Genomic DNA, 23,459 nt, shown 5'->3' on the forward strand with positions numbered 1-23,459 from the left:
ACATGAAGATCGGAACACTCCTGATCGCAAACCGCGGCGAGATCGCCTGCCGCATCGCGCGCACCGCGCGCAGGCTGGGCATCGTTCCCGTCGGCGTCCATTCCGATGCCGATACGGGCGCGCTCCATGTCCGGGAGATCGGACAGTCGATCCGCATCGGGCCGGGCCCGGCCTCCGAGAGCTACCTGCGCATCGATGCGATCCTTGATGCCGCGCGCCGCGCCGGGGCCGACGCCATCCACCCTGGCTACGGCTTCCTCTCGGAGAACCCGGCTTTCGCGCGCGCCGTGGAGGCAGCGGGGCTGATCTTCGTCGGACCGACGCCCGAAACGCTGGAGCGCTTCGGCGACAAGGCGCAGGCCAAGTCCGCTGCGATCAAGGCGGGCGTTCCGGTTCTTCCCGGCAGCGAAGGCGCCTATTCCGCCCCGGCCAAGATCGCCGCCGAGGTCCGGCGCCTCGGCTTGCCCGCGCTTCTGAAAGCCATCGGCGGCGGCGGCGGACGGGGTCAGCGCCTGGTGACAAGCGAAGCGACGCTGACGGGCGACATCGAGGCCGCCTTGCGCGAGGCGCGCAGCACGTTCGGCTCCGAAGGCCTGCTGATCGAGCGCTTCCTGCCCGAGTCCCGCCACATCGAAATCCAGATCGCCGGCGACGGGCGCGGCAATGTCATTCACCTCCGCGAACGGGACTGCACGTTGCAGCGCCGCCATCAGAAGGTGATCGAGGAGGCGCCTGCCGTCGGTCTCGACCGGGCTCTGCTCGACCGGATCGCTTCGGACGCGGTGCGTCTCGGACGAAGCGTCGACTACCGCGGCCTCGGCACGGTGGAATTCCTGGTTGCGGGCAATGACTATTTCTTTCTCGAGGTGAATCCCCGGCTCCAGGTCGAGCATCCGGTCACCGAGGCGATCACCGGGCTCGACCTGGTCGCATTGCAATTGGCCATCGCCGCAGGCGAAGGCCTGCCGATTGCGCAGGAGGATGTCCGCTGCGACGGCCACGCGATCGAGGCGCGGCTCTATGCCGAAGATCCCGCCAACCAGTTCGCTCCATCCACGGGCAGGATCGAGGATTTGATCCTGCCCGACCGCATCCGCGTCGATAGCGGCGTCGTCCGGGCCGATGCGGTAACGCCGTTCTACGATCCGATGATCGCCAAGCTGATCGTGCATGCCGGCGACCGCGCGGCCGCTCTGGCGGCGCTCGAACGGGCGCTGGGGCAGAGCGCCGTTTCCGGCGTCAAGACCAACCGGGCATTCCTCCGCGCCCTGCTTCGCGACGAGGAAGTTGCAGCCATGCGGATTCACACCCGCTGGATCGATGCCCGCCTAGATCGGCTGGTGGCGGACATGCCTGGGCCAAGGCAGCGCCTCTGGCAGGCCGCCGCCGCCTGCCTGTACCTGATGGACGGGCGCATGGCGGGTGCGGCGGATGCCTGGCGGCGGCGCGACATCTTCACCGGCTGGCGGCTCGGCCTCGGCTCTCCGGAAGCGGTGGCGGGCCAGCGGGTGACGCTTTCGGCCGCGGACGGCGCCGACGAGGAATTCCGCGTCTCTCCCATCGGGCCGAATGGGGCATTCACCGTCATCGCCGCCGATGGCAACGCCACCGACCTCTGTCTGTCGGAATTCCGCCCAGGCGAGTGGCTGATCGCGCATGCCGGCGAGGAATACGCGATCCGCGCCACGGTCTGCGCCGGCGAAATCGGCATCGAAACCGCCGAGGGGCGTTACAGCTTCAAAGCGCTTCCCCCGCTCGCCACGGCGACGGGCGAGTCGGTGCTGGACGGGACGTTGAACTCGCCGCTGACCGGCCTCATCGTCAAGGTCGCCGTTGCCGAAGGCGATCCGGTGACAGCCGGCGAAACGGTCGCGATCCTGGAATCGATGAAACTGGAGATATCGATCAAGGCCACCACGTCGGGCCGGGCCGCCAGGATTGCCGTGCGCGAGGGCGACATGGTCGACCGCGGCCAGACGATTGCGGAAATCGCGCCGCTGGAGGTGCAGGCAACATGACCGGCTATCCGAAATTCGTCGAATTCCGCGAGGAAGGTCCGCGCGAGGGATTCCAGATCGAAAAGAAGATCTATCCGATCGAGCAGCGTCTCGCCTTCATCGACATGCTTAGCGACACCGGACTGAGGCAGATCCAGGTCGGCTCCTTCGTCAGCCCTAAATACGTGCCGCAAATGGCCGACACGGCCGACGTCTTCGAGCGGATCAGGCGCGTCGAGGGAGTCCGCTACACGGCGCTGTGGCTCAACGAGAACGGCTTTCAGCGGGCGCTGGCCGCGAAGGATGTCCATATCGACGCAAGGCTGTTGTTCTACGCCTCGGACACCTTCTCGCGGAAGAACAACAACTGCTCGGCCGCCGAAATGCGCGAGCGCCAGCGCGACTGGGTGCGGCTGTACAAACAGCATGGCTTCGCCGTGGAAACGGCCTATGTGATGGCGGCCTTCGGGTGCAATTTCGAAGGCGAAATTTCCCAGGACAGGGTGATGGACGATTTCCGGTTCATCCTGCGTCTGGCGGAGGAAGAGGAGATCCCCGTCCCGGCCCTGGTGATCGCCGATACCATGGGATGGGCCAATCCCGAAGCGGTCAAACGGATGATCGGCGGGTTGCGCGAGATCGCACCCGGAGCGCGCATCGGCATGCATATCCACGACACCCGCGGCCTCGGGATCGCCAACGTCCAGGCCGCGCTCGGCATGGGAGTCGACCTGTTCGAGACGTCGGTTGCCGGCCTCGGCGGCTGCCCCTTCGCCAGCCACGGCCATGCCCGCGCGGCCGGCAATGTCTGCACCGAGGATGCCGTCTTCCTCTGCCACGAGCTGGGCATCGAGACGGGCATCGACCTGGACAAGCTGATCGCCGCGGCGCAGGCGGCGGAACGGCTGATCGGCGCGCCGCTGATGGGGCGCGTCATGCATTCCGGCGGGCTGGCCCAGTATCGCAGAAGCAAGAGCTGAGCGGCGCGGCCGGCGACTGCTCCCGCGGCGCCGCCCCTGCTTGCGATCAGATCGGGCAATCCTTGCGGAAATTCGGCTTGCGCTTCTCGCGGTGCGAAGCGACGCCTTCCTTCACGTCCTCGCCCATGAAGCCGAGCATTTCGAGCGCGGTGGAGGTGTCGAAGATCGGGCCCGCCTGACGCAGCCAGTTGTTCAGCGAGTATTTCGTCCAGCGGATGGCGCTCTGCGCGCCATTGGCCAGCTCGCTGGCGATCTCGATCGCGGTATCCTGCAGCACCTCGTCCTCGACGCACATCGAGACCAGGCCGATCCGGTCGGCCTCTTCGCCCGAGATGGCGCGGCAGGTCAGCAGATAGTATTTCGCCTTCGCCATGCCGCACAGGAGCGGCCAGATGATCGGCGCGACGTCGCCGGCGGCCACGCCCAGCCGCGGATGGCCATCGACGATCTTGGCCTTCTTGCCGGCGATGGAGATGTCGGCGAGGATGCCGACCACCAGGCCGGCGCCGGCCGCAGGGCCGTTGATCGCCGAGATGATCGGCTTGTTGCAGTTGATGATGTTGTAGACGAGATCCTTGGCTTCCTTCCAGGTCGCCATCACCTGGTCGAAATTGCCGGTCAGGCTTTCGATCAGGCCGAAATCGCCGCCGGCGGAGAACGCCTTGCCGGCGCCCGTCACGATCACCGCGTTGACGTTCGGATCGCGGTCGATGTCGCGCCAGACATCGGTCATCTGCGTATGCGTTTCGGCATCGACCGAGTTGAAGGTCTGCGGCCGGTCGAAAGTCATGCGCAGGACGCGCTCTGCCGGATAGTCGAATTTCAGCCTGTCATAGACCGCGTACCGGTCGCTCATCTGCGTTCTCCCGTTTTATGTTAAAGGCTTATCCAGCGAAATCGGCGTCGTGCAGGCCTGCCTGCGATCCGGCGAGGCGCTTTTCGTTGAACTCGACCAGGCGCGGATAGGTCTTCCTGAAGTCGGCCAGGAACGTATCGATCGGCGGATCGGCGTAGATGCCGCGGTTGTTGACGTATTCCATATGCCGCTGGTTCTTCGTATCGAATTCGTGGAACAGCGCGTCCGCCCGGCCGTCGAAGATCAGCGGCTTGACCCCGAACCGCGCGCAAAGTTCCATGTTGAAGGCAGGCGTCACCTTGCGGGCCGCGCCGTCCAGCCAGAGCTGGACATAGCCGTGATAGATGAACAGGTCCGTCTGCATCATTTCCGCCAGCTTGGGCGAGTTCAGGTGATTGCGGACATCGGCGAAGCCGACCGCCGCCGGGATCCCCGCGGCCCGCAGGCAGGCCGTCAGCAGAATGGCCTTCGGCACGCAGAAGGCGGTCTCCTGCCCTGTCACCGCGCTGGCGCGATAATCCTCGGCCCGGACGGGAATATTGTAGGGATCATAGCGCAGGCCGTCGCGCACGGCCTCGAAAAGCCGGATGCTCTTTTCGGTCGGCGAAGCGCCTTCCTGCCCTTCCAGCGCCTTCGCGGTGAAGCGCCGCACCTCCGGCGAATCGCAGTCGATGTATTTCGTGGGTTGCAGGTAGCGCTCCGCCGGAAACTCCCTGTCCGCTTCGCTCGTTCCCAAGGGGCAATCTCCACTCCGAGCTGACGCTCCGCTCCGCGCCATGGGCGCCAGATGGAAGTCCGGCCGCGCGCAGCCCGGCCCGTCGCGATCTCAGTTTCTAACGTTTGTTAGATAATCTACGCAGCCTGAGCTGTCAAACTGAAAATGAGGCGCGCGCCGAACCGCATGGGCCGGCGCTTCCCCGCGCGGGAAGCCCCCTGCCTGTCGGACAGATCGGATTTTCAGGAAGCACTCGAAGCGGAAGCGGCCTAGACGGATATGGGCCCGAAGCCATTTGCGGCCACCGCAATTCCCACCGCCTTCAAGGCGCGTTCCTTGATGATGTCCGCCCGCCGCTCAAGGGGGCAGGCCCCCTTGAGCGGCCATGACGGCAGATATCACTTCGTCATCTTGATCGAGGGATCAAGAAAGTCGTTCGTATAGGTCTTCGCGATGTCGAAATCCTTTTCCATCCCGAAGTAGGCCTTCACCATCGTATAGTCGGCCTTCATCCGCTCGGCGTTGAAGGCGCCGAGAGCGACGCTGGTGGTGGTCGGATCCGTCATCAGTTCCTTGATGCGATTCCACTGGTCGCGCTGGTTGGCTTCGTCAAGACCGCTGACGCTGGCCATCAACGCCTTCAGGCAGGGGCCGATATCGGCCACGCAGGCGGCGAAAGCCTTTTGCGAAATCTTGACGAAGTTTTCGACGACGGCGCGGTTCTTCTTCAGATATCCGCCATTGACGATGATGGCGTTGCCGTACGGATTGATGCCGATATCGCGCCAGGCGACGAAGCCGAGGTCAGGGCCGAACTCGCGTACCTTCAAATCGTGTTCATTGTAGAAGTCGCTCGTAATATCGATCGCATGGCTCTTGAGCGAAGCGACCTTGGCCTGCGGCGTGACATTGACGAAAGTCACTGAATCGGGCGCAATCCCGACCTGCTTGGCAAAGGCCGGCCACATCACACGGGAGGCGTCGCCGGGCGGATTGCCGATTTTCTTGCCGGGGAAATCCTTGGGGCCGGTGATGCCCGAACTCTTGAGCCAGTAAAATCCCTGCGGCGAATTCGCATAGACGGCCATCACCGCCACCAGATCCGCGCCCTTGCTCTTGGCGACCAGCGCGGTGGCCATGTCGGCAATGGCGAATTGCGTATTGCCGGCGCCGACACGCTGCGCCGAGACGCCGGAACCGCGGCCGGTTTCGATGCTGACGTCGAGACCGGCCTTCTCGTACCAGCCTTGCGCCTTGGCGTAGTAATAGGGCGAATGATCCGCCGTCGGCACCCAGTTGAGCAGCAAGTTGACCTTCTCCGCGGCCTGACTTGCCGCGGGCAGCAGCGCTGCGGCGGCAATAACGAGAATGGCGCGCAATTTCATGATAGACCCCCTGTTACGGTCTCCCGGCCTTGCTCATGCCGGGACTGTGTTCGGTCTGGCGAGGGGAGCAGCAATCCGTCGCCGGAGCCCCAGGATGGGGCTCAGTCGTGAAAACTCTAGTCAGAGCCGGGAAACCATTCAATAATTAATCAACTAGTTGGATGATTAGAGGGAAGAATGCAGGACAGCCTACCGGGACGCCATCCGGCACGGGACTTTGCTCGCGACGACACCACCGAGCGGCGGCGCGATCCCACCGCGACAAAGGCGGCATTGTTGCGGGCAGCCGTGGCCGAGTTCGCCGCCAAGGGGCTCGCCGGTGCGCGCATCGACGAAATCGCCCAGCGCGCCGAGGTCAACAAACAGCTTGTCTATCATTACTTCGGCAGCAAGGATGAGCTGTACCGGGCAGCGCTGGAACACGTCTATGGCGAGATCCGCGAGCGCGAACGCGCATTGCATCTCTCCGACCTGCCGCCCTTGATGGCAATGGAGCGGCTGATCGGATTCTCTTTCGACTATCTGGCCGAACATCCGGAATTCATCGCCCTCCTCAATGACGAGAATCGGCTCGATGCCCGCCATGTGCAGAAGTCTGACCGGCTGGAGCAGATGCACTCCCCCCTGGTGGCATTGATCAAGGAGACCCTGCAACGCGGCGCCGCGGAAGGCGTCTTCCGCGCCGATTTCGATCCGGTGCAGCTCTATGTGTCGATCGCCGGGCTATCCTATTTCTTCTTTTCCAACAATCGCACGCTGTCGGCGATTTTCGGCCGTGCCATGGACAGGCCCAAGGCGGTCGCCGAGCGGCGGCGGCATGTGGTGGCCTTCGCCATGGGGGCATTGCGGCCGGCGGAACCGCAGCGGCGCGGGGAATCGCGGCGCGGCAAATAATCAACTGGTTGGTTGATTGCTGCCGCGCCGGCAGTTATTCTGGCCGAGTAAGGGGGTGAGCATGGCATCCAGCGATCAAACCGGCCTGCCGGCAAGCGAGCTCGGCGGTGCGCCGGCAGATAATCGCCATCTGCACTGGTTCACGATCGGCGCCGTCCATGTCGCTGCCGTCATCCTGTGGGAAGTGCTGGTCCGGGCGACCGCCCTGCCGGCCTTCATCCTGCCGGCTCCGAGCGCCATCTTCGCGACGCTGGCCAAATCCAATTACGACTGGCTCGGCAATAGCTGGGTCACGGGCGTGGAAATCTTTGGTGGTTATCTGCTGTCCGTCGTTTCCGGCGTCATCCTGGCCCTGCTGTTTACGTGGTCCCGTCTTTTGACGCTGGGCGTTTTTCCTCTTTTCGTAACGCTCAATATGATACCGAAAGTGGCGCTCGGGCCGCTGATCATCGTCTGGTTCTCCTACGGCATCAGCACCAACATCCTGATCACCCTGAGCCTCTGCTTCTTTCCGATCCTGCTGACCACCGTGCGCGGCTTGAAGGAGATCGAACCGGACCTCCTCGATCTGGTCCGCTCATTGAAGGGATCGCGCTGGCAGACCTTCGTTTACATCCAGCTTCCCGGCGCGCTGCCATATGTCTTTTCCGGCATGAAAGTGGCGGCGATCCTGGCCGTCGCCGGCGCGGTCGTCGGCGAGTTCATCTCTTCCGATCGCGGTTTGGCCTATCTGATGATCCAGGTTCAAGCGGCCCTGGATACCCCGGCCATGTTCATGGCCGTCGTCATCATCACGCTCCTCGGCATCGCCCTCTATCTTCTGGTGCTGCTCCTGGAACATCTGCTCATCCGCAAGGACGCGAGGATTGCATCATGACCACGCTTTGGCTCGACGACAGCGAACTGCCGAAGGGCTTTGCCGACGAGGAGGCCCTGGAAGAGTTCATGACCCGTCCGAGCCGCGCATTGGCCGCGGATCTGAAGGCGTTGGACGGCGACATCATGATCCTTGGCGTTGGCGGCAAGATGGGACCGACGATGGCCCGGCTGGCCAAGCGGGCGGCGCCGGAGAAGCGCGTTATCGGAGTCGCCCGCTTCAGCGAGAAAGGCCTGAAGGAAAAGCTCGAAAGCCACGGCGTCGAAACGATCGCCGCCGATCTCATGGATCGCGCCGCCATCGAAAAGCTGCCGAGCGTCTCCAATATCGTATTCATGGCTGGCCGCAAATTCGGCGCCAGCGGCAATCAGGCGCTGACCTGGGCGATGAACGCCCATGTGCCGGCCCTGGTGGCCGAAGCCTTCTCCGCCTCTCGCATCGTCGCCTTCTCCACCGGCTGCGTCTATCCTTTCGTGCCGGTCAACAGCCAGGGCGCGACCGAAACGACGCCGCCCGAGCCGCCGGGCGAATACGCCATGTCCTGCATCGGGCGCGAACGCATGTTCGAGCATTTCTCGCAAATCCATGGCACGCCTGGCCGGCTTTTCCGCCTGAATTACGCCATCGATCTGCGCTATGGCGTTTTGCACGATGTCGCACGACTGGTCATGCGCGACGAGCCGGTCGACGTCACCATGGGGCATGTCAATGTCATCTGGCAGGGCGACGCCAACGCTCAGGCGCTGCGCTGCCTACGCGCGGCCACGACGCCGACCTCGCCGATCAATGTCAGCGGTCCGGAGACGATCGCCGTGCGCTGGCTGGCGGAAAGCTTCGGCGCGCGCATGGGCAAGAAGCCGACGATCATAGGGACCGAGGCGCCGACCGCCTGGCTGACCAATACGGCGGAAGCGGCCAGACTGTTCGGCTATCCGCGCGTCACGCTGGCCGCCATGCTGGACTGGGTCGCCGATTGGGTGATGCGCAGTGGCCGCAGCTTCGGCAAGCCGACCCATTTCGAGGTCCGCGATGGCAACTACTGAGGCGCTTGGCATAGGCCGCCTCGGCCATGCCGACCTGCCGGCGGCGCTCGGCCTGTCGGCGGAAGCCGGCTGGAACCAGACGGCCGACGACTGGCGCCTCTTTCTCGATCACGGCCGCGTCTTTGCCTGCCGTAACCAGGACGGCATGCCCATGGCGACGGCGGCGATCCTGCCCTATGGCCGTTTTGCCTGGATCAGCATGGTGCTGGTGACCGCCGGCATGCGCCAGCGGGGACTGGGTACGGCTTTGCTGAAACACTGCATAGCCGAATTGCGGCGCGACGGCCTGACCCCGCTGCTCGATGCCACGCCGGCGGGCGAGCATGTCTATCTGCCGCTTGGCTTCAAGCCGATCTTCGGGATGACGCGCTGGCAGGGCGAGACTGCGCGGCAAGCGGCGGCGCAGGATTCCGGCCGCAACATCGCCGGACCGATCGCCACGGCGACTGCAATGGACGCCGGCGCTTTGGGATCCGCGGCGATGCTCGATGCGGCCGCTTTCGGAGCGCCGCGCGAATTCCTGCTGCAATCCCTTCTCGGCCGGGCGCCGGATCTGGCCCTGCGTCTGAAAGAACATAGCTTCGTCTTGGCGCGGCCGGGCCGGCTCGCCACCCAGATCGGACCGCTGGTCGCCAATGACGAGGCCGCCGCATTGGCATTGCTGCAAACCGTGCTCGCGCGCCTCGATGGTCCGGTTTTTCTGGACGTGCCCGATCGCTGGCAGAGGTTGCAGGCGGCCCTGCGGCAGCTCGGCTGTACGGTTCAGCGCAGCTTCCGGCGCATGGCCCTGGGCAGGGACGAGGCTTTTGGCGATCCGGCGCGATGTTTCGTGGTCGCCGGACCGGAATTCGGATAACGCGAAAGAAGGCAAGACGCATGGGACTGCATCACTCCCAACTGCCATCGGATATTCTGGCCAATCTGCGCAAAGGCGTGGTCATTCCGGCCCATCCTCTGGCGCTCGACGCGAACCGGAAATTCGACCGCAGGCGGCAGCGCGCCTTGACGCGCTACTATGTCGATTGCGGCGTCGGCGGACTGGCCGTCGGCGTGCATACCACCCAGTTCGCCATCCGCGATGTCGGGCTATACGAGCCGGTGCTGACGGCCGCGATGGAAGACGCCCGGGCCTGGACCGATCGCCCCCTGATCATGATCGCCGGCCTGGCGGGACGCACCGACCAGGCCGTGCAGGAAGCAAAAACCGCCGTGAGGCTCGGCTACCATGCCGGCCTGCTCAGCCTCGCCGCCATGAAAGCTGCCGATCCGGACGCGATCATAGCGCATTGCGAGGCGGTGGCGGCCGAAATCCCGCTGGTCGGCTTTTATCTGCAGCCTGCCGTCGGCGGCGTGGTGCTCGACGCCGAATTCTGGCGCCGCTTCGCCTCGATCGAGAACGTCATCGCCATCAAGGTAGCGCCGTTCAACCGCTATCGTACGCTGGATGTCATGCGCGGCGTGGCCCTGGCGCGCGCCGAGAACCGCATCTCGCTCTACACCGGCAACGACGACCACATCGTTCTCGATCTCAGCATCCCGTTCACGGTCATGCGCGAGGGCGGTCCGGTGACGCTGCGTTTCGTTGGCGGCCTGCTCGGGCATTGGTCGGTGTGGACGAAGCGCGCGGTGGAATTGCTGGACCGCATCCATGCCGCCGTCGCCGCCGGCGATGGGCTGCCGAATGATCTGCTCGCCCTCGACGCGCGCGTGACCGACTGCAATGCCGCCTTCTTCGACGTCGCCAACGACTTTCACGGCTGCATCGCCGGCTGCCACGAAATGCTCCGCCGGCAGGGTCTGCTGGAAGGCATCTGGTGCCTCGATCCGCATGAAGGCCTCAGCCCGGGTCAGGCCGAAGAACTCGACCGCGTCAGCCGCGAGCATGCCGATCTCTCGGACGATGCCTTCGTGGCGGCCAACCGCGAGCGTTGGCTGTCATGACTTCGCCCCTGATCGAGCTGCGCAACGTTCGAAAGGTCTACCGCACCGGCAGCCGTGAATTCGTCGCCGTTTCCGATGTCACATTCGACGTCGTCGAAGGCGACCTCGTCTCTCTGGTTGGCCCGTCCGGCTGCGGCAAGACCACGGTGCTCAAGATCCTGGCCGATCTGCACAAGGCGGACGATGGCGTCGTGAAGATCGGCGGCACCTCCGGCTTCGAGCCCGGCCGTGACGTGGGTATGGTATTTCAGCAGGCGCTGCTGCTGAAGTGGCGCACCATTCTCGATAATGTCCTGCTGCCCGCCGACATACTGGGCCTGCCGCGCAAGGCGGCCCGCGCCCGGGCGCGCGACCTGCTGGCCATGGTCGGCCTGTCCGGATTCGAGGAGAAATACCCTTACGAACTCTCCGGCGGCATGCAGCAGCGCGCCGCCATCGCCCGCGCCCTGGTGCACGATCCGAAGCTGATCCTGATGGACGAACCGTTCGGAGCATTGGATGCGCTGACCCGCGAGAAGATGAATCTCGAGATGCTGCGCATCTGGGAAGAAAGCCGCAAGACCATTATTTTCGTGACGCATTCCATCCAGGAGGCGGTTTTCCTCGGTTCGCGCTGCGTGGTGCTGACCGCCGGTCCGGCGCGCATGGCCGACACGTTTACCATCGACCTTCCCTTCCCGCGGACGCTGGATATGAAGACGGCCGATGAATTCGGCGCCTATACGCGACGGATCTATCGCCTGCTCGGCATGGACTGAGCATTTCCGGGCGGCGGGCGGCGATATCGGGCTTCAAGAAGCCCGACGTTTCGGCGCCCCGTGCTTTTCTGGAAAACTATGGGAAGTTGCATGCGAGCATTCGCACCCGGCCTGGAAAAATCGGCATCGGCGCCGCCGCTCCCCGCACCATAACGCGGCAAAGGGGTTCCTATGCATGAACGGCCGGGCGCCACGGCCAATGCCGAGCGCCGCTGCCTGCCTGCGAGGAGCACCGATGTCGACCGCCTCTCTCTTCGAACCCTCTGCCGAACGGCACGAAACCCGCCGCCGCATCCTTGCCATCGTTGCCGGTTCCTCCGGCAACCTGGTCGAATGGTACGATTTCTACGTCTATTCGTTTTGCGCGCTGTATTTCGCGCCCGCCTTCTTTCCCAGCGACGACCGCACCACGCAATTGCTGAATGCGGCCGGCATTTTCGCCGCCGGCTTCCTGATGCGGCCGATCGGCGGCTGGTTCTTCGGCCGCTTCGCTGATACCCGCGGGCGCCGCGCCGCCATGGTGCTGTCCGTGCTGATGATGTGCGGCGGCTCCCTCATCATCGCCATATTGCCCACCCATGCCAGCATCGGCGCCGCCGCGACCCTGATCCTTCTGCTCGCCCGTCTGCTGCAGGGCCTGTCGGTCGGCGGCGAGTACGGCACCAGCGCCACCTATATGAGCGAGGTGGCCGTCGCCCGCCATCGCGGCTTCTACGCCTCCTTCCAGTATGTCACCCTGATCGGCGGCCAGCTCACCGCCGTGCTGGTACTGGTGGTGCTGCAGCAATTCCTCAGCCATGAACAGCTCATGGCCTGGGGCTGGCGCATTCCATTCTTCATCGGCGGCCTGCTGGCATTGGTGGCCCTGTTCCTGCGCCGCGGCCTGCCGGAGACAGCGCCGCAGCGGACGCGGGCGGAAACGGAAGCCGGCACCCTGCGCGGCCTGAGCAAGCATCCACGCGCCGTCCTGCAGGTGCTGGGCTTGACGGCCGGCGGCTCGCTCGCCTTCTACACCTACACCACCTATATGCAGAAATACCTCGTCAACACCGCCGGCATGGATGCCAAGGCGGCCAGCACGGTGATGACCGCCGTCCTGTTCATCTACATGCTGCTGCAGCCCGTCATCGGCGCGCTGTCGGACCGCATCGGGCGGCGCAACAGCCTGGTCGCCTTCGGGGTTCTGACGCTGATTGCCACCGTTCCGCTGCTCGGTGCGATCAGCAAGGTCGGCAGCCCCTACGCGGCGTTCGGCCTGATCCTGCTGGCGCTGTTCTTCGTCAGCTTCTACACCTCGATCAGCGGCCTGGTGAAAGCCGAACTGTTTCCCACCCAGGTCCGGGCGCTTGGCGTCGGATTGTCCTATGCCGTCGCGAATGCGATCTTTGGCGGTTCCGCCGAATACGTGGCCCTATGGTTCAAATCGGCGGGCCACGAAAGCTGGTTCTATTATTATGTTGCCGGGATGGCCGCCATCGCCCTGCTTGCGGCGCTGTGGATGGGAGATACCCGGCGGCATGGCCAGCTCAGCGACGAAGACCTGCCGATGGAATAGAAAGCGATCGAGGAACCATGACAGGAAATGCAATTCCCACCGTCCGGCTTCCCGGCGGAGAGACGATCCCCCGACTGGGCCAGGGCACATGGCGGATGGCCGAAAAGCCGTCGCTGCGCAAGGCCGAGAGCGAGGCGCTGCGTGCCGGCATCGATCTCGGCATGACCCTGATCGACACCGCCGAGATGTACGGCGACGGTGCGGCCGAACAGCTGGTCGCCGAGGCGATCCGGGTCCGGCGGGACGAAGTGTTTCTGGTCAGCAAGGTGCTGCCGCAGAATTCCAGCCGCGCCGGCACGATTGCCGCCTGCGAGCGCAGCCTGAAACGCCTGGGCACCGACCGGATCGATCTCTACCTGCTGCATTGGCGCGGCATGCCGGCCCTGGAGGATACCCTGGCCGCCTTCACGGCGCTTGTCGGGGCCGGCAAGATCCGCCATTGGGGCGTCAGCAATTTCGACATCGACGACATGGAAGAGCTTGCCGGGATTCCAGGCGGCGATGCCGTCGCCACCAACCAGGTGCTCTACAATTTGACCCGGCGCGGCATCGAATACGATTTGCTGCCCTGGAGCCGCCGCCGGCATCTGCCGGTCATGGCCTATTCCCCCATCGAGCAGGGCCGGATGCTGAATCACACGGCGCTGGCGGCGATTGCCGGAAAGCACGGCGCGACGCAGGCGCAGGTCGCGCTCGCCTGGCTGTTGCGGCAGGACGACATCATCGTCATCCCGAAGGCATCCTCCCGGCAGCATGTGGAGGAGAACCGCGCCGCGCTCGATCTCGTCTTGACGGCCGATGATCTGGCGGCGCTCGACCGCGCCTTCCCGCCGCCGACGAAACGACGCCCGCTCGAAATGCTCTAAGCGCGCGTGACGGCCGCTTCAGAGCGTCAGGCTGAGCTGCGTCTTATCTTCCGGCGGTTCCTCGCCGAGGGAGGTCAGCGTCACGCCGAACAGGCGGATGCCTTTCGGCACCGGAAACAGCGGCTCCAGCAGCGCGAAGGCGATCCGCTCGATATCGCGACGCGCGGCGATCGGCGCCGCCAGCGTGCGGCTTCTGGTGATCTGCTGGAAATCGGCATATTTCACCTTCAGCACGACGGTCCGGCCATGAATGCCCGACGCTTCGCAGTAGCGCCACACCTTGTCGATGATCGGCTGCAACTCGCTTTGCGCGGCATCGAGGGTGAAGAGATCGGCAACGAAGGTGTTTTCGGCGCCGACCGATTTGCGGATGCGGTCGGCGCGGACGGGACGCTCGTCGATGCCGCGCGAAATCCAGTAGTAATGCTGCCCCGCCTTGCCGAAATGCCGCTGCAGGAAAGGCAGCGTCTGCGCCCGGAGATCCAGGCCGGTCTCGATGCCAAGCTGCTTCATCTTCGCCGCGGTTGCCGGTCCGATGCCATGAAAGCGGCCGACCGGCAGGTCTTCCACGAAGGCCGGGCCCATCCTGGGCGTGATGACGAACAGGCCGTCGGGCTTGCGATGATCGGAAGCGAGCTTGGCCAGGAACTTGTTGTAGGACACGCCGGCCGAGGCGGTCAGTCCGGTGACGGCGCGGATTTTGGCGCGGATTTCCTCCGCGATCTGCGTCGCCGTGGCAATCCCGCGCAGATTCTCCGTCACGTCCAGATAAGCCTCGTCCAGCGAGAGCGGCTCGATCAGCGGCGTATACTCGGCGAAGATTTCCCTGATCTGCTGCGAGACGGCCCGGTAGACGTCGAAACGCGGCTTGACGAAAATCAGCTCAGGACAAAGGCGCTTGGCAGTTACGGAAGGCATCGCCGAGCGCACTCCGAATGTCCGCGCCTCGTAACTGGCCGCGGCGACGACGCCGCGCTGTTTCGAACCGCCGACCGCGACAGGCTTGCCGCGCAATTCCGGATTGTCGCGCTGCTCGACCGAGGCATAGAAAGCATCCATGTCGATATGGATGATCTTGCGCGGCGGCGCGCTTTCCGCCGGCCCGCTCTCGGCCGCCCCGTTCCGGGCATGGCTTTCCGCCGCCGGATGTCCGGCTTTTACAGCGGCGCCATCCTGCGCATTCAGCCCTGCCCCTTCCTCCGACGCCAACATGCTTGCGGAACCCGCGGCTCTCCATCCGTGACACTGCGACTCCGAAAATATTATTTCCACGTTTTGTTCGCAATCGCGGGCGATACCGGCGTGACGGAAACCCGGCATCCGGCGATCAGGACAGCTCGGCCCTGGGCAAGGAGGATTCCGCGGCTGCGGCCGAGCCCTGCTGCGGGTCGGCGGCGGCTTTCGGATTGACGATCTGCTCCGCCACGCCGGCGACCTCCAGGATGACCTCCTCCTTCTCGGCCAGGCATTGGCCAAGAAGATTGGAGACATCCGTTTCCTGCAGAGCGTCGGCGAAACCGCAGATGTTGCCGTAGCAGGCATGGCCGTGATGGGCCAGTTTCCGGATCAGCGCCAGAATGGCGGCGTCCTTGACCTCCGCGCTGCATTTGCGCGCGGCAACCTCCTGCGCGGCATCGGAAAACAGGCGCACGATCTCATTCGCCTGCGGACGTACCGGCACCTGCAGCAGGTCGAAGGCCGCCTCGAGCCGCTGCACGCATTCGGCGGTCAGCTCCATGCCTTCGCGGCAGACCCGCTGCACGGCTTCCGCCACGGCGGCATTTGCCAGTTTGGGATAGATTCGCAGCAACTGCTTTTCCGCGTAATGGACCTCACGCATCTCGCCGATCAGAAGGTCGCGCAGACTCAACCTGGTCATAGAACCCCCTACTGCTTGTCCCTCAACCAAGTAAAATCAACCGGACAGGCGGCCGTTTCGTTCCACCGCCGGATCGATCGCATTCGGCCCGCCGGCATCCTGCCGCGAGCCCCGGGCAGCGGCGGGCCCGATCCGCCATATTTAAAATTCCTCTGTCATGGCAGGAGGGCCTGCATGTCGTTCGACGCCGGTGCAAAAGCGAGACCAAGGATTGCAATCACCTACTGCACGCAATGCCAATGGCTGCTGCGCGCCGCCTGGATGGCTCAGGAGCTGCTGTCCACCTTCACCGAGGATCTGGCCGAAGTGGCGCTCATTCCTGCAAGCGGCGGCACCTTTTTCATCACCTATGACGGCGAAACGATCTGGGACCGCAAACGCGACAACGGCTTTCCGGACGTGAAAACCCTGAAGCAGCTCGTCCGCGACAGACTCGATCCCGCACGGCATCTGGGCCATATCGATCGCTGAGGGATGCCCCGCATCAATGATCACAGCGTGATCACACCCGCCCTCGCTTCACGGCCCTCCCTTTCACGGCCCTCTCTTTACTGCGGTGCCGCCGGCACGCTGCCCAGGCCGTGCATGCTTACTTTCATACCCAGGGGCATACCCACCCCGCCATCCGGTGACGGGCGATTCACGAGAGGCGCGGCCGCATCGGCCGGCGCGGAATCGATCACGGCCAGGGGCGGCCTGATCGGCGGGGCCACCGCTGAATGAACAATGACGGGCTGCGGGGTTGGCGTCTCTTCCTGAACCTTGGTTCAGCCTTCGACAGCTTGTCCGGCCTTGCTCCCGGCCTAGCCCCGCGAGGCGGCGGATCGCCAATGGCCCCGGCCGGTCGACCATATCGCCGGCATCATCGGCATCCATTGCCGCCCGCTTCCGCTCCCGCTCGCCCAGGCGCTCCACCTCGCCGCCGACGCCGAGCATTTCGGCCAGCCAGGATAGATTCTGGCCGCTGGCGGAATGGAACCGGCGCAATGCCGCGGGCACGCCAGCGGCAAAATGCAATTGCAGCACCAGCCGGCGCCGCTCCAGCGCCCATGAACATTCGAGGTATGATATGAATTTAATCTAATATAAGAACAAAAGATGTTGATAGGTTTTTTGGCGGACAGGAAACACGAGTCAGCATACAGGAGTATGCTACCATCCCTTCATCCGGCATCGGCCATCGCCGCAGCCTGCCTGCGGCAGCGGTAGCCGAAGTTCGGGCTAACCTGTTGAAAAGAGCATCGCCCGGACGGATCGGCGGGCCGGCCCCCCCGCCACCGCAGCGCAACAAATCTCTCCTTGTCACAATCGGGCCGGCACCGTATATACCCGGCAGCTTTCAAGCCAAACCCCAGAGGAATCGCGCCCGGCCGCCTTGCTCAGGACGCCTGAGAAGAGGCAGGTCGGCCTTTTTGTGTAAGCATGGATATCCGCAATATCGCCATCATCGCCCATGTCGACCACGGCAAAACGACCCTGGTCGATGCCCTGCTGCGCCAGTCCGGCTCGTTCCGCGAGAACCAGCAGGTCGCCGAGCGCGTCATGGACAGCAACGACCTCGAGCGCGAACGCGGCATCACCATCCTGGCCAAATGCACCTCGGTGGAATGGCGCGGCACGCGGGTGAACATCGTCGACACGCCCGGCCACGCCGATTTCGGCGGCGAGGTCGAACGCATCCTCTCGATGGTCGATGGCGTGGTGCTGCTGGTCGATGCCGCCGAAGGCCCGCTGCCGCAGACCAAATTCGTGCTGACCAAGGCGCTGGGGCTCGGCATGCGGCCCATCGTCGTCATCAACAAGGTCGACCGCCAGGATGCCCGGCCGGTGGAAGTGCATTCGGAGGTGTTCGATCTCTTCGCCGCTCTGGATGCGACGGAAGAGCAGCTCGACTTCCCGGTCATGTTCGCCTCCGGCCGCTCCGGCTGGGCCGATGACAGCCTGGAAGGCCCGCGCAAGGACCTCGCCCCCCTCTTCGACCTGATCGTGCGGCATGTGCCGGCGCCGCAGGCCGAGGTCGACGCCCCGTTCAAGATGCTGGTGACGACCCTGGAGGCCGACAACTTCCTCGGCCGCATCCTCACCGGCCGCATCTATTCGGGCAAGATCAAGATCAACGCGCCGATCCATGCCCTGCGCGGCGACAAGGAAGTGGAATCCGGACGCGCCACCAAGCTGCTGGCCTTCCGCGGCATCGAGCGCGTACCGGTGGACGAGGCGCAGGCCGGCGACATCATCGCCATTGCCGGCCTGACCACCACCACGGTCGCCGACACCATCTGCGATCCCGCCGTCGCCGAAGCCGTGCCGGCCAACCCGATCGATCCGCCAACGCTGGCCATGACCTTCTCAGTCAACAATTCGCCCTTCGCCGGCAAGGAAGGCAGCAAGGTGCAGAGCCGCGTGATCCGCGAGCGCCTGCTGCGCGAGGCCGAGGGCAATGTCGCGATCCGCGTCACCGAGACCGACGAGAAGGACGCCTTCCAGGTTTCCGGCCGCGGCGAATTGCAGCTCGGCGTACTGGTCGAGACGATGCGCCGCGAGGGTTTCGAACTGTCCATCAGCCGTCCGCGCGTCATCTTCAAGAAGGACGAGAACGGCCAGCTGCTGGAGCCGATCGAGGAAGTGCATGTCGATGTCGACGACGCCTATACCGGCGTGGTGGTCGAGAAGATGAGCCTGCGCAGGGCCGAGCTGCGCGACATGCGCCCCTCGGGCGGCGGCAAGACCCGCATCACCTTCCTGGCGCCGTCGCGCGGCCTGATCGGCTATCACGGCGAGTTCCTGACCGATACCCGCGGCACCGGCATCATGAACAAGCTGTTCCACGGCTATGGTCCGCATCGCGGCCCCATCCCCGGCCGGCGCCACGGCGTTCTGATCGCCAACGGCACCGGCGAAACCGTGGCCTATGCGCTGTGGTATATCGAGGAACGCGGCGTGCTGTTCGTCGATCCGGGCACGCCGGTCTATGAGGGCATGATCATCGGCGAGAACAGCCGCGACAACGACCTCGAAGTCAACCCGATGAAGGCGAAGCAGCTCACCAACATCCGCGCCGCCGGCAAGGACGAGGCCGTGAAGCTGACCCCGCCGCGCAAGATGACGCTGGAACAGGCGATCGCGTATATCGGCGACGACGAGCTGGTCGAGGTGACGCCGAAATCGATCCGCATCCGCAAGAAGCTGCTCGATCCGAACGACCGCAAGAAGGCGCAAAGAGCGGCGGAGGCTGCCGCGTAAGCGCGGCCGAAGTCGCTGCCTGGCGGCGGCGGCGCTAGTCCTTCATCGCCGCGCAATAGCGCCGGGGGCCGCGGATCTTGGCGCAGGCCGCATCGGCCTCCTTGCGGTCAGCCCAGCCGCCGGCCAGCAGACGCGCGAAGGAGCCGCGCCCTTTGAGGTCGACCCATTCGATCTTCGGATCGAACTGGCCGTAGAGTTTCGGATTCCGCTTGAGCAGTTCCTGCCACTCGCTGATCGCCGCCCATTCGGTGCGATGCGAAGCGAGATGCACACGCCAAAGACCATCGGATGCCGGCTTCTGCGTCATCTTGCCGACGGCTTCAGGTGAGGCCGTAGCAGGTTTCATTGCCGCTTTCCCGGCAGCCTGCTCCGTGGCCGCTGCCGAGGCATAGGCCGGCTTCGGCTGCGGCGATGCCGGAGCGGCGGAAGCGGCAGGCCCAGTCCCAGTAGGCCCAGTACCGGCTGGCCCCGCCCCGGCTGGCGCGGCAGACGCGGTGGCCGGCGGCGGCATCTTCGCTGCCGGAAAGGCGCCAGGCTTGAGCGGCAATGGCTGCCCCGCCGGCGCGGCGTTCGTCGCGGCGCTTGTCTCCTCGGCTGCCTTCGGCGCCGGCTTGTAGCCGACCGGGACGGTATTGTTCTGCGGGGTGTAATAGGTCGCCCGCTCGGCGGCCCAGCTGGCCTGCGAGATATCGCCGGCAACCGGCACCGGCTGCCGCGGCCCGGGCGCTGGTGCGGGCGGCGGTGCGGGCTGCATCGCATGATCGCCCTGCGCCATGGTCTGCCGCGGCGGATCGACCGGGTCGACGCCGAGGTCGCGCCGGAAACCGTTATAGGTGTTGCAGCCGCCGAGGCTTGCCGCCGCAACCAGTGCCAGACCCGAAATGACGTTACGGCAAGCCAAGCTGTCCCCCTCGCATCGCTGCATTTTATGCAGACGCTTCCGGCGCTTCCAGCTAGAAAGATGGTAAACAGCAGGAGGAATCATGCCCGTCATCGATATCAAGGCCGACGTCACCGGCAAGGTTTGGAAAATCGAGGCCCAGCCGGGCGCCAGCCTCGGCGCCGGCGATCCGGTGATGATCCTCGAATCGATGAAGATGGAGATTCCGGTCGAAGCGCCGAAGCCGGGCACGCTCGCCGCGATCGTCGTCGACGAGGGCGACAGCGTGAAGGAAGGCCAGGTGGTGGCGCGGATCGAGGTCTGACCCCGATCCGAGCCGATACCCGCCTTCGCTAGCGCAACGCGGCGGCGATATTGCCGCCATCCACCGTCGCCACCGCCGCCGTGGTCTTCTGCGCCAGGGCAAGCTGCACGAAGGCCTGCGCCACGTCGTCGGCCTTCACCTCGCGGCGCAGCAGGTTGCCGGACATATACTCCTTCTCCGACACGCCGCGCGCCCTGGAGCGCTTCGCCACCATCTCGTCGGTGAGCAGGCCGGAGCGGATGCGGTCGGCATTGACCGCCGACGAACGGATGCCTTCGGCGCCGTAATCGAGCGCATATTGCCGCGAGAGGAACAAGGTCGCCGCCTTGGGCAAGCCATAGGGTCCGAAATCGGGGCCGGGATTGACCGCCTGCTTGGAAGCGTTGAACAGCAGGCAGCCGCCGGTCTTCTGCCTGAGCATGATCTTCACGGCGGCCTGCGCGACATATTGATGGCTGAAGAAATTCAGCTCGAAGCTCTGGCGCAGCAGCGCATCGGAAACCTCGCCGATCTTGCCGCCCCAGGCATTGCCGGCATTGGACACGACGATATCGACGCCGCCGAAATGCGCGACGACCTTGGCGAAAGCCGCCGCGACGGCGTCCGGCCTGGTGACGTCGCAGGCGATGCCGATGCCGCCCAGCTTTTTGGCGACCTCGGCCGCCCTGGCACCGTCGAGATCGAATACCGCCACCTCGGCGCCCTCGGCAGCGAAGGCCTTCGCCGTGGCCGCACCGATGGCGCCGGCGCCGCCGGTGACGACGACCACCTGGCGCGCCAGCGGCTTCTCGCCACCCTTGCCGAGCTTGGCCTGCTCCAGCGACCAGTATTCGACATCGAAAATGTCGCGTTCCTTGATGCTGGTGAAGCGGCCGATCGCCTCGGCGCGGGTGATCACTTCGACCGCCGTGGTGGCGATATCGGCCGCGATGGCGGCATCCTTGCGGCTCTTGCCGACGCCGACAAGGCCAAGCCCCGGAATCAGCAATGCGCGCGGCATCGGGTCCAGCATGATCTTCTTCGGCTGGGCCTTGGCATTGTGGCGCTCGAAATAGGCCTGGTACTTTTTGATATACGCATCGACCGCCTTGCGGGCGGCGGCGGCGAAGTCGTCGAGCTTGCCGGCTTCCGGCGCCGGCAGCACCAGCGGCCAGGGCTTGGTGCGGATCACATGGTCCGGCGTGACGGTGCCGGCCTGGCTGTAGCGCATGACCTCCTTGCCGCGCGCGAAGGCCTGGATCTCGGCACTGTCGCGCAGATCGAAGACCCAGCGCCTGAACGCGCCGTCCTCGCCGGCCGGCAGGGCGAGCAGGCCGCGCAGGATTGGCAGCACCTCCTCCGCCGGCGCGATCTTCTTCGGCAGCCTGGCGCCCGGCGCAAAGACCGTCTTGCGCCCCTTGGCCAGATAGGCTTCAGCCATCGAGACGAAGGCGATCATGCGGTCATAGGCCTGCCTGGCCGTATCGCCGACGGTGAAGATGCCGTGCTTGAGCAGGATCAGGCCCTCGCAATCGGGCTGCGCCTTCCAGGCCGCGGCGGCCTTCTTGGCCAGGCCGAAGCCCGGCATCCCGTAATCGACCAGCGCGACGCGGCGGCCGTAGATTTTCCGGCAGATCGCGGCGCCGTCCGGCTGATCGGTGATCGCCAGCACCGCATTGGCATGGGTATGGTCGATGAACTTGTGCGGCAGGAAAGCGTGAAACAGCGTCTCGACCGAGGGATTCGGCGAGGTGCTGTCCAGCAGGTTGCAGCGCTGGATGTTGACCATGTCCTCATCGGTGAGGCTTTTCAGCGCGATCAGGTCCTGCAGCGGCTTGAGCTTCACCGCCGGCAGGCCGGGCGGCTCGATCACCGCCATGTCCCAGCCAGAACCCTTCACGCAGAGCACGTCCACCGGCTTGCCGAGCGGATCGGGCATGGTGGTCTTGACCGAGGTGTTGCCGCCGCCATGCTGCACCAGGGCCGGCACGCCGCCGAGCAGCCGCGTCGTGTAGGTGCGCAGCGCCAGATCCTCGTTCACGCCCTGCCTGGCATATTGCGCGATGGCGACCTTGGCGTCGCGGTCGGACCACAGATTCTTCATGTCGACTTTCCTGGATTTAAGCGAATTCGGGATAGAGCTTCGTCAGGCCGGCTTCGGATGCCGCGCAGACGCCGCGCTCGGTCACCAGGCCGGTCACCAGGCGCGCCGGCGTGACGTCGAACGCGTAATTGCCCGCCCTGCTGCCCTCCGGCATGATCGTCACCGGCACCACCTCGCCCGATGCGGTGCGTCCGCTCATCACGGTCACTTCCTCCTGGGCGCGTTGCTCGATCGGGATTTCCTTGACGCCGTCGCGGATCGTCCAGTCGATGGTGGAATGCGGCAATGCCACATAGAAGGGCACGCCATTGTCCTTGGCGGCGAGCGCCTTCAGGTATGTGCCGATCTTGTTGCAGACATCGCCTTCGCGCGTGGTGCGGTCGGTGCCGACGATGCACATATCGACCTGGCCATGCTGCATCAGATGGCCGCCGGCATTGTCGACGATCACCGTATGCGGCACGCCGTGGCTGTTCAGCTCCCAGGCGGTAAGCGACGCGCCCTGGTTGCGCGGCCTCGTCTCGTCGACCCAGACATGTACCGGAATGCCCTTATCATGCGCCTTGTAGATCGGCGCGATCGCCGTGCCCCAGTCGACGGTGGCCAGCCAGCCGGCATTGCAATGCGTCAGGATGTTGATGGCGCGCTTGCCGCCGGCCCTGGCATGGAGTTCCTCGATGATGCCCAGCCCGTGATCGCCGATCGCCGAGCAGGTCGCGACATCCTCGTCGCAGATCTCGGCGGCGACCTTGTAGGCGATGGCGGCGCGGCCCGATGGCGGCTGGTTGTGCAGCGCGTTGCGCACGCGATCGAGCGCCCATTTCAGGTTGATCGCCGTCGGCCGCGTCTCGTTGATGACCCGATAGGCCTTGTCCAGCATCGCATCGGACGGATCGGCGCGCATCGCCAGCGCCAGGCCATAGGCGCCGGTAGCGCCGATCAGCGGCGCACCGCGCACCACCATCGCCTTGATCGCATGGGCCGCCTCCTCCCAGGTCTTCAGGCTGGTGGTGACGAAGGCGTGCGGCAGCCTGGTCTGATCGATGATGCCGACCGACCAGCCGTCGTCATTGACCCAGATCGTGCGGTAGGGTACGCCCTTGACCTTCATGGCCCGCCTTTCCCTTTCCCGGCCATTCGGCCGTAAAAACGCGCGGAAAGTACCGGACAGCGCCGCTTCCG

Annotated in this window: 21 protein-coding genes; 13 read left to right on the plus strand and 8 right to left on the minus strand. The window is 65.0% G+C overall.

Features of this window, described 5'->3' with window-relative positions; translation table 11 throughout:
• Nucleotides 1–2 precede the first annotated feature (2 nt).
• Nucleotides 3–2,018, plus strand: a complete 2,016-nt coding sequence (locus VF194_RS00490) for an acetyl/propionyl/methylcrotonyl-CoA carboxylase subunit alpha (protein ID WP_330886934.1) — start codon at nt 3–5, stop codon at nt 2,016–2,018.
• The gene (locus VF194_RS00495; protein WP_330886936.1) at nt 2,015–2,977 is read left to right on the plus strand and encodes a hydroxymethylglutaryl-CoA lyase; all 963 of its coding nucleotides are present in this window, start codon (nt 2,015–2,017) and stop codon (nt 2,975–2,977) included. Before VF194_RS00490 ends, VF194_RS00495 begins: the two co-directional genes overlap by 4 nt.
• 46 nt (nt 2,978–3,023) lie before the next feature.
• Here VF194_RS00495 and VF194_RS00500 read toward each other — a convergent pair whose 3' ends face one another.
• The 3 genes from VF194_RS00500 to VF194_RS00510 all read right to left on the minus strand — a co-directional run bounded on the left by VF194_RS00500 (nt 3,024) and on the right by VF194_RS00510 (nt 5,933).
• On the minus strand, nt 3,024–3,833 hold the full coding sequence (locus tag VF194_RS00500) for an enoyl-CoA hydratase/isomerase family protein (RefSeq protein WP_330886938.1): 810 nt from the start codon (nt 3,831–3,833) through the stop codon (nt 3,024–3,026).
• A 28-nt stretch (nt 3,834–3,861) separates the two neighbouring features.
• Nucleotides 3,862–4,569 (minus strand): transglutaminase family protein, encoded by a 708-nt coding sequence (locus tag VF194_RS00505; protein ID WP_330886940.1) that lies wholly within the window; start codon nt 4,567–4,569, stop codon nt 3,862–3,864.
• Between the two features lie 377 nt (nt 4,570–4,946).
• Entirely contained in the window at nt 4,947–5,933 is a 987-nt protein-coding gene (locus VF194_RS00510; protein WP_330886942.1) for an ABC transporter substrate-binding protein, read from the minus strand.
• Nucleotides 5,934–6,110: 177 nt separating this feature from the next.
• On the opposite strand from VF194_RS00510, the gene VF194_RS00515 reads away from it, so the two are divergent.
• The 8 genes from VF194_RS00515 to VF194_RS00550 all read left to right on the plus strand — a co-directional run bounded on the left by VF194_RS00515 (nt 6,111) and on the right by VF194_RS00550 (nt 13,867).
• Entirely contained in the window at nt 6,111–6,827 is a 717-nt protein-coding gene (locus VF194_RS00515) for a TetR/AcrR family transcriptional regulator (RefSeq protein ID WP_330886944.1), read from the plus strand.
• A 61-nt stretch (nt 6,828–6,888) separates the two neighbouring features.
• The gene (locus tag VF194_RS00520) at nt 6,889–7,704 is read left to right on the plus strand and encodes an ABC transporter permease (RefSeq protein ID WP_330886946.1); all 816 of its coding nucleotides are present in this window, start codon (nt 6,889–6,891) and stop codon (nt 7,702–7,704) included.
• On the plus strand, nt 7,701–8,747 hold the full coding sequence (locus tag VF194_RS00525; RefSeq protein WP_330886947.1) for an NAD-dependent epimerase/dehydratase family protein: 1,047 nt from the start codon (nt 7,701–7,703) through the stop codon (nt 8,745–8,747). The genes VF194_RS00520 and VF194_RS00525 overlap by 4 nt, the downstream gene beginning before the upstream one ends.
• Nucleotides 8,734–9,603: a GNAT family N-acetyltransferase gene (locus VF194_RS00530; protein ID WP_330886949.1), complete on the plus strand. Its 870-nt coding sequence runs from the start codon at nt 8,734–8,736 to the stop codon at nt 9,601–9,603. Before VF194_RS00525 ends, VF194_RS00530 begins: the two co-directional genes overlap by 14 nt.
• A 20-nt stretch (nt 9,604–9,623) precedes the next feature.
• Nucleotides 9,624–10,688 (plus strand): dihydrodipicolinate synthase family protein, encoded by a 1,065-nt coding sequence (locus VF194_RS00535; protein WP_330886951.1) that lies wholly within the window; start codon nt 9,624–9,626, stop codon nt 10,686–10,688.
• On the plus strand, nt 10,685–11,446 hold the full coding sequence (locus VF194_RS00540) for an ABC transporter ATP-binding protein (RefSeq protein ID WP_330886953.1): 762 nt from the start codon (nt 10,685–10,687) through the stop codon (nt 11,444–11,446). The genes VF194_RS00535 and VF194_RS00540 overlap by 4 nt, the downstream gene beginning before the upstream one ends.
• Before the next feature lie 235 nt (nt 11,447–11,681).
• Entirely contained in the window at nt 11,682–13,001 is a 1,320-nt protein-coding gene (locus VF194_RS00545) for an MFS family transporter (protein WP_330886955.1), read from the plus strand.
• Nucleotides 13,002–13,018: 17 nt separating this feature from the next.
• Nucleotides 13,019–13,867 carry an aldo/keto reductase gene (locus tag VF194_RS00550; protein ID WP_330886957.1) on the plus strand — a complete coding sequence of 283 codons (849 nt, stop codon included), beginning with the start codon at nt 13,019–13,021 and terminating at the stop codon, nt 13,865–13,867.
• An 18-nt stretch (nt 13,868–13,885) separates the two neighbouring features.
• On the opposite strand, the gene dinB is transcribed toward VF194_RS00550, so the two are convergent.
• On the minus strand, nt 13,886–15,079 hold the full coding sequence (dinB, locus tag VF194_RS00555; RefSeq protein ID WP_330886959.1) for a DNA polymerase IV: 1,194 nt from the start codon (nt 15,077–15,079) through the stop codon (nt 13,886–13,888).
• A gap of 115 nt (nt 15,080–15,194) precedes the next feature.
• The gene (locus tag VF194_RS00560; RefSeq protein ID WP_330886961.1) at nt 15,195–15,746 is read right to left on the minus strand and encodes a ferritin-like domain-containing protein; all 552 of its coding nucleotides are present in this window, start codon (nt 15,744–15,746) and stop codon (nt 15,195–15,197) included.
• A gap of 174 nt (nt 15,747–15,920) precedes the next feature.
• On the opposite strand from VF194_RS00560, the gene VF194_RS00565 reads away from it, so the two are divergent.
• Both VF194_RS00565 and typA read left to right on the plus strand, forming a co-directional pair.
• Nucleotides 15,921–16,217, plus strand: a complete 297-nt coding sequence (locus tag VF194_RS00565; RefSeq protein ID WP_330886963.1) for a SelT/SelW/SelH family protein — start codon at nt 15,921–15,923, stop codon at nt 16,215–16,217.
• Between the two features lie 951 nt (nt 16,218–17,168).
• On the plus strand, nt 17,169–18,989 hold the full coding sequence (typA, locus tag VF194_RS00570) for a translational GTPase TypA (protein WP_330886965.1): 1,821 nt from the start codon (nt 17,169–17,171) through the stop codon (nt 18,987–18,989).
• Between the two features lie 34 nt (nt 18,990–19,023).
• On the opposite strand, the gene VF194_RS00575 is transcribed toward typA, so the two are convergent.
• Nucleotides 19,024–19,890: an SPOR domain-containing protein gene (locus VF194_RS00575; protein WP_330886967.1), complete on the minus strand. Its 867-nt coding sequence runs from the start codon at nt 19,888–19,890 to the stop codon at nt 19,024–19,026.
• 82 nt (nt 19,891–19,972) lie between these two features.
• Here VF194_RS00575 and VF194_RS00580 point away from each other — a divergent pair, with 82 nt between their 5' ends.
• Nucleotides 19,973–20,194, plus strand: coding sequence for a biotin/lipoyl-binding carrier protein (locus VF194_RS00580; RefSeq protein WP_330886969.1), 222 nt, complete (start codon nt 19,973–19,975; stop codon nt 20,192–20,194).
• 28 nt (nt 20,195–20,222) lie between these two features.
• On the opposite strand, the gene VF194_RS00585 is transcribed toward VF194_RS00580, so the two are convergent.
• Together VF194_RS00585 and mtnA are read right to left on the minus strand one after the other, a co-directional pair.
• Nucleotides 20,223–22,277: a bifunctional aldolase/short-chain dehydrogenase gene (locus tag VF194_RS00585; RefSeq protein ID WP_330886970.1), complete on the minus strand. Its 2,055-nt coding sequence runs from the start codon at nt 22,275–22,277 to the stop codon at nt 20,223–20,225.
• A gap of 16 nt (nt 22,278–22,293) precedes the next feature.
• Nucleotides 22,294–23,388, minus strand: a complete 1,095-nt coding sequence (gene mtnA / locus VF194_RS00590; protein WP_330886972.1) for an S-methyl-5-thioribose-1-phosphate isomerase — start codon at nt 23,386–23,388, stop codon at nt 22,294–22,296.
• Between the last annotated feature and the right edge of the window lie 71 nt (nt 23,389–23,459).

Source organism: Ferrovibrio sp. (assembly GCF_036381655.1).
Taxonomy (GTDB): Bacteria; Pseudomonadota; Alphaproteobacteria; order Ferrovibrionales; family Ferrovibrionaceae; genus Ferrovibrio.

Coding starts and splice junctions, on each gene's coding strand:
- VF194_RS00525 (WP_330886947.1), top strand. CDS start 7,701: ATGACCACGCTTTGGCTCGACGACAGCGAACTGCCGAAGGGCTTTGCC.
- VF194_RS00545 (WP_330886955.1), top strand. CDS start 11,682: ATGTCGACCGCCTCTCTCTTCGAACCCTCTGCCGAACGGCACGAAACC.
- VF194_RS00500 (WP_330886938.1), bottom strand. CDS start 3,833: ATGAGCGACCGGTACGCGGTCTATGACAGGCTGAAATTCGACTATCCG.
- VF194_RS00585 (WP_330886970.1), bottom strand. CDS start 22,277: ATGAAGAATCTGTGGTCCGACCGCGACGCCAAGGTCGCCATCGCGCAA.
- VF194_RS00515 (WP_330886944.1), top strand. CDS start 6,111: ATGCAGGACAGCCTACCGGGACGCCATCCGGCACGGGACTTTGCTCGC.
- VF194_RS00560 (WP_330886961.1), bottom strand. CDS start 15,746: ATGACCAGGTTGAGTCTGCGCGACCTTCTGATCGGCGAGATGCGTGAG.
- VF194_RS00510 (WP_330886942.1), bottom strand. CDS start 5,933: ATGAAATTGCGCGCCATTCTCGTTATTGCCGCCGCAGCGCTGCTGCCC.
- mtnA (WP_330886972.1), bottom strand. CDS start 23,388: ATGAAGGTCAAGGGCGTACCCTACCGCACGATCTGGGTCAATGACGAC.
- typA (WP_330886965.1), top strand. CDS start 17,169: ATGGATATCCGCAATATCGCCATCATCGCCCATGTCGACCACGGCAAA.
- VF194_RS00520 (WP_330886946.1), top strand. CDS start 6,889: ATGGCATCCAGCGATCAAACCGGCCTGCCGGCAAGCGAGCTCGGCGGT.
- dinB (WP_330886959.1), bottom strand. CDS start 15,079: ATGTTGGCGTCGGAGGAAGGGGCAGGGCTGAATGCGCAGGATGGCGCC.
- VF194_RS00490 (WP_330886934.1), top strand. CDS start 3: ATGAAGATCGGAACACTCCTGATCGCAAACCGCGGCGAGATCGCCTGC.
- VF194_RS00530 (WP_330886949.1), top strand. CDS start 8,734: ATGGCAACTACTGAGGCGCTTGGCATAGGCCGCCTCGGCCATGCCGAC.
- VF194_RS00580 (WP_330886969.1), top strand. CDS start 19,973: ATGCCCGTCATCGATATCAAGGCCGACGTCACCGGCAAGGTTTGGAAA.
- VF194_RS00540 (WP_330886953.1), top strand. CDS start 10,685: ATGACTTCGCCCCTGATCGAGCTGCGCAACGTTCGAAAGGTCTACCGC.
- VF194_RS00565 (WP_330886963.1), top strand. CDS start 15,921: ATGTCGTTCGACGCCGGTGCAAAAGCGAGACCAAGGATTGCAATCACC.
- VF194_RS00550 (WP_330886957.1), top strand. CDS start 13,019: ATGACAGGAAATGCAATTCCCACCGTCCGGCTTCCCGGCGGAGAGACG.
- VF194_RS00535 (WP_330886951.1), top strand. CDS start 9,624: ATGGGACTGCATCACTCCCAACTGCCATCGGATATTCTGGCCAATCTG.
- VF194_RS00495 (WP_330886936.1), top strand. CDS start 2,015: ATGACCGGCTATCCGAAATTCGTCGAATTCCGCGAGGAAGGTCCGCGC.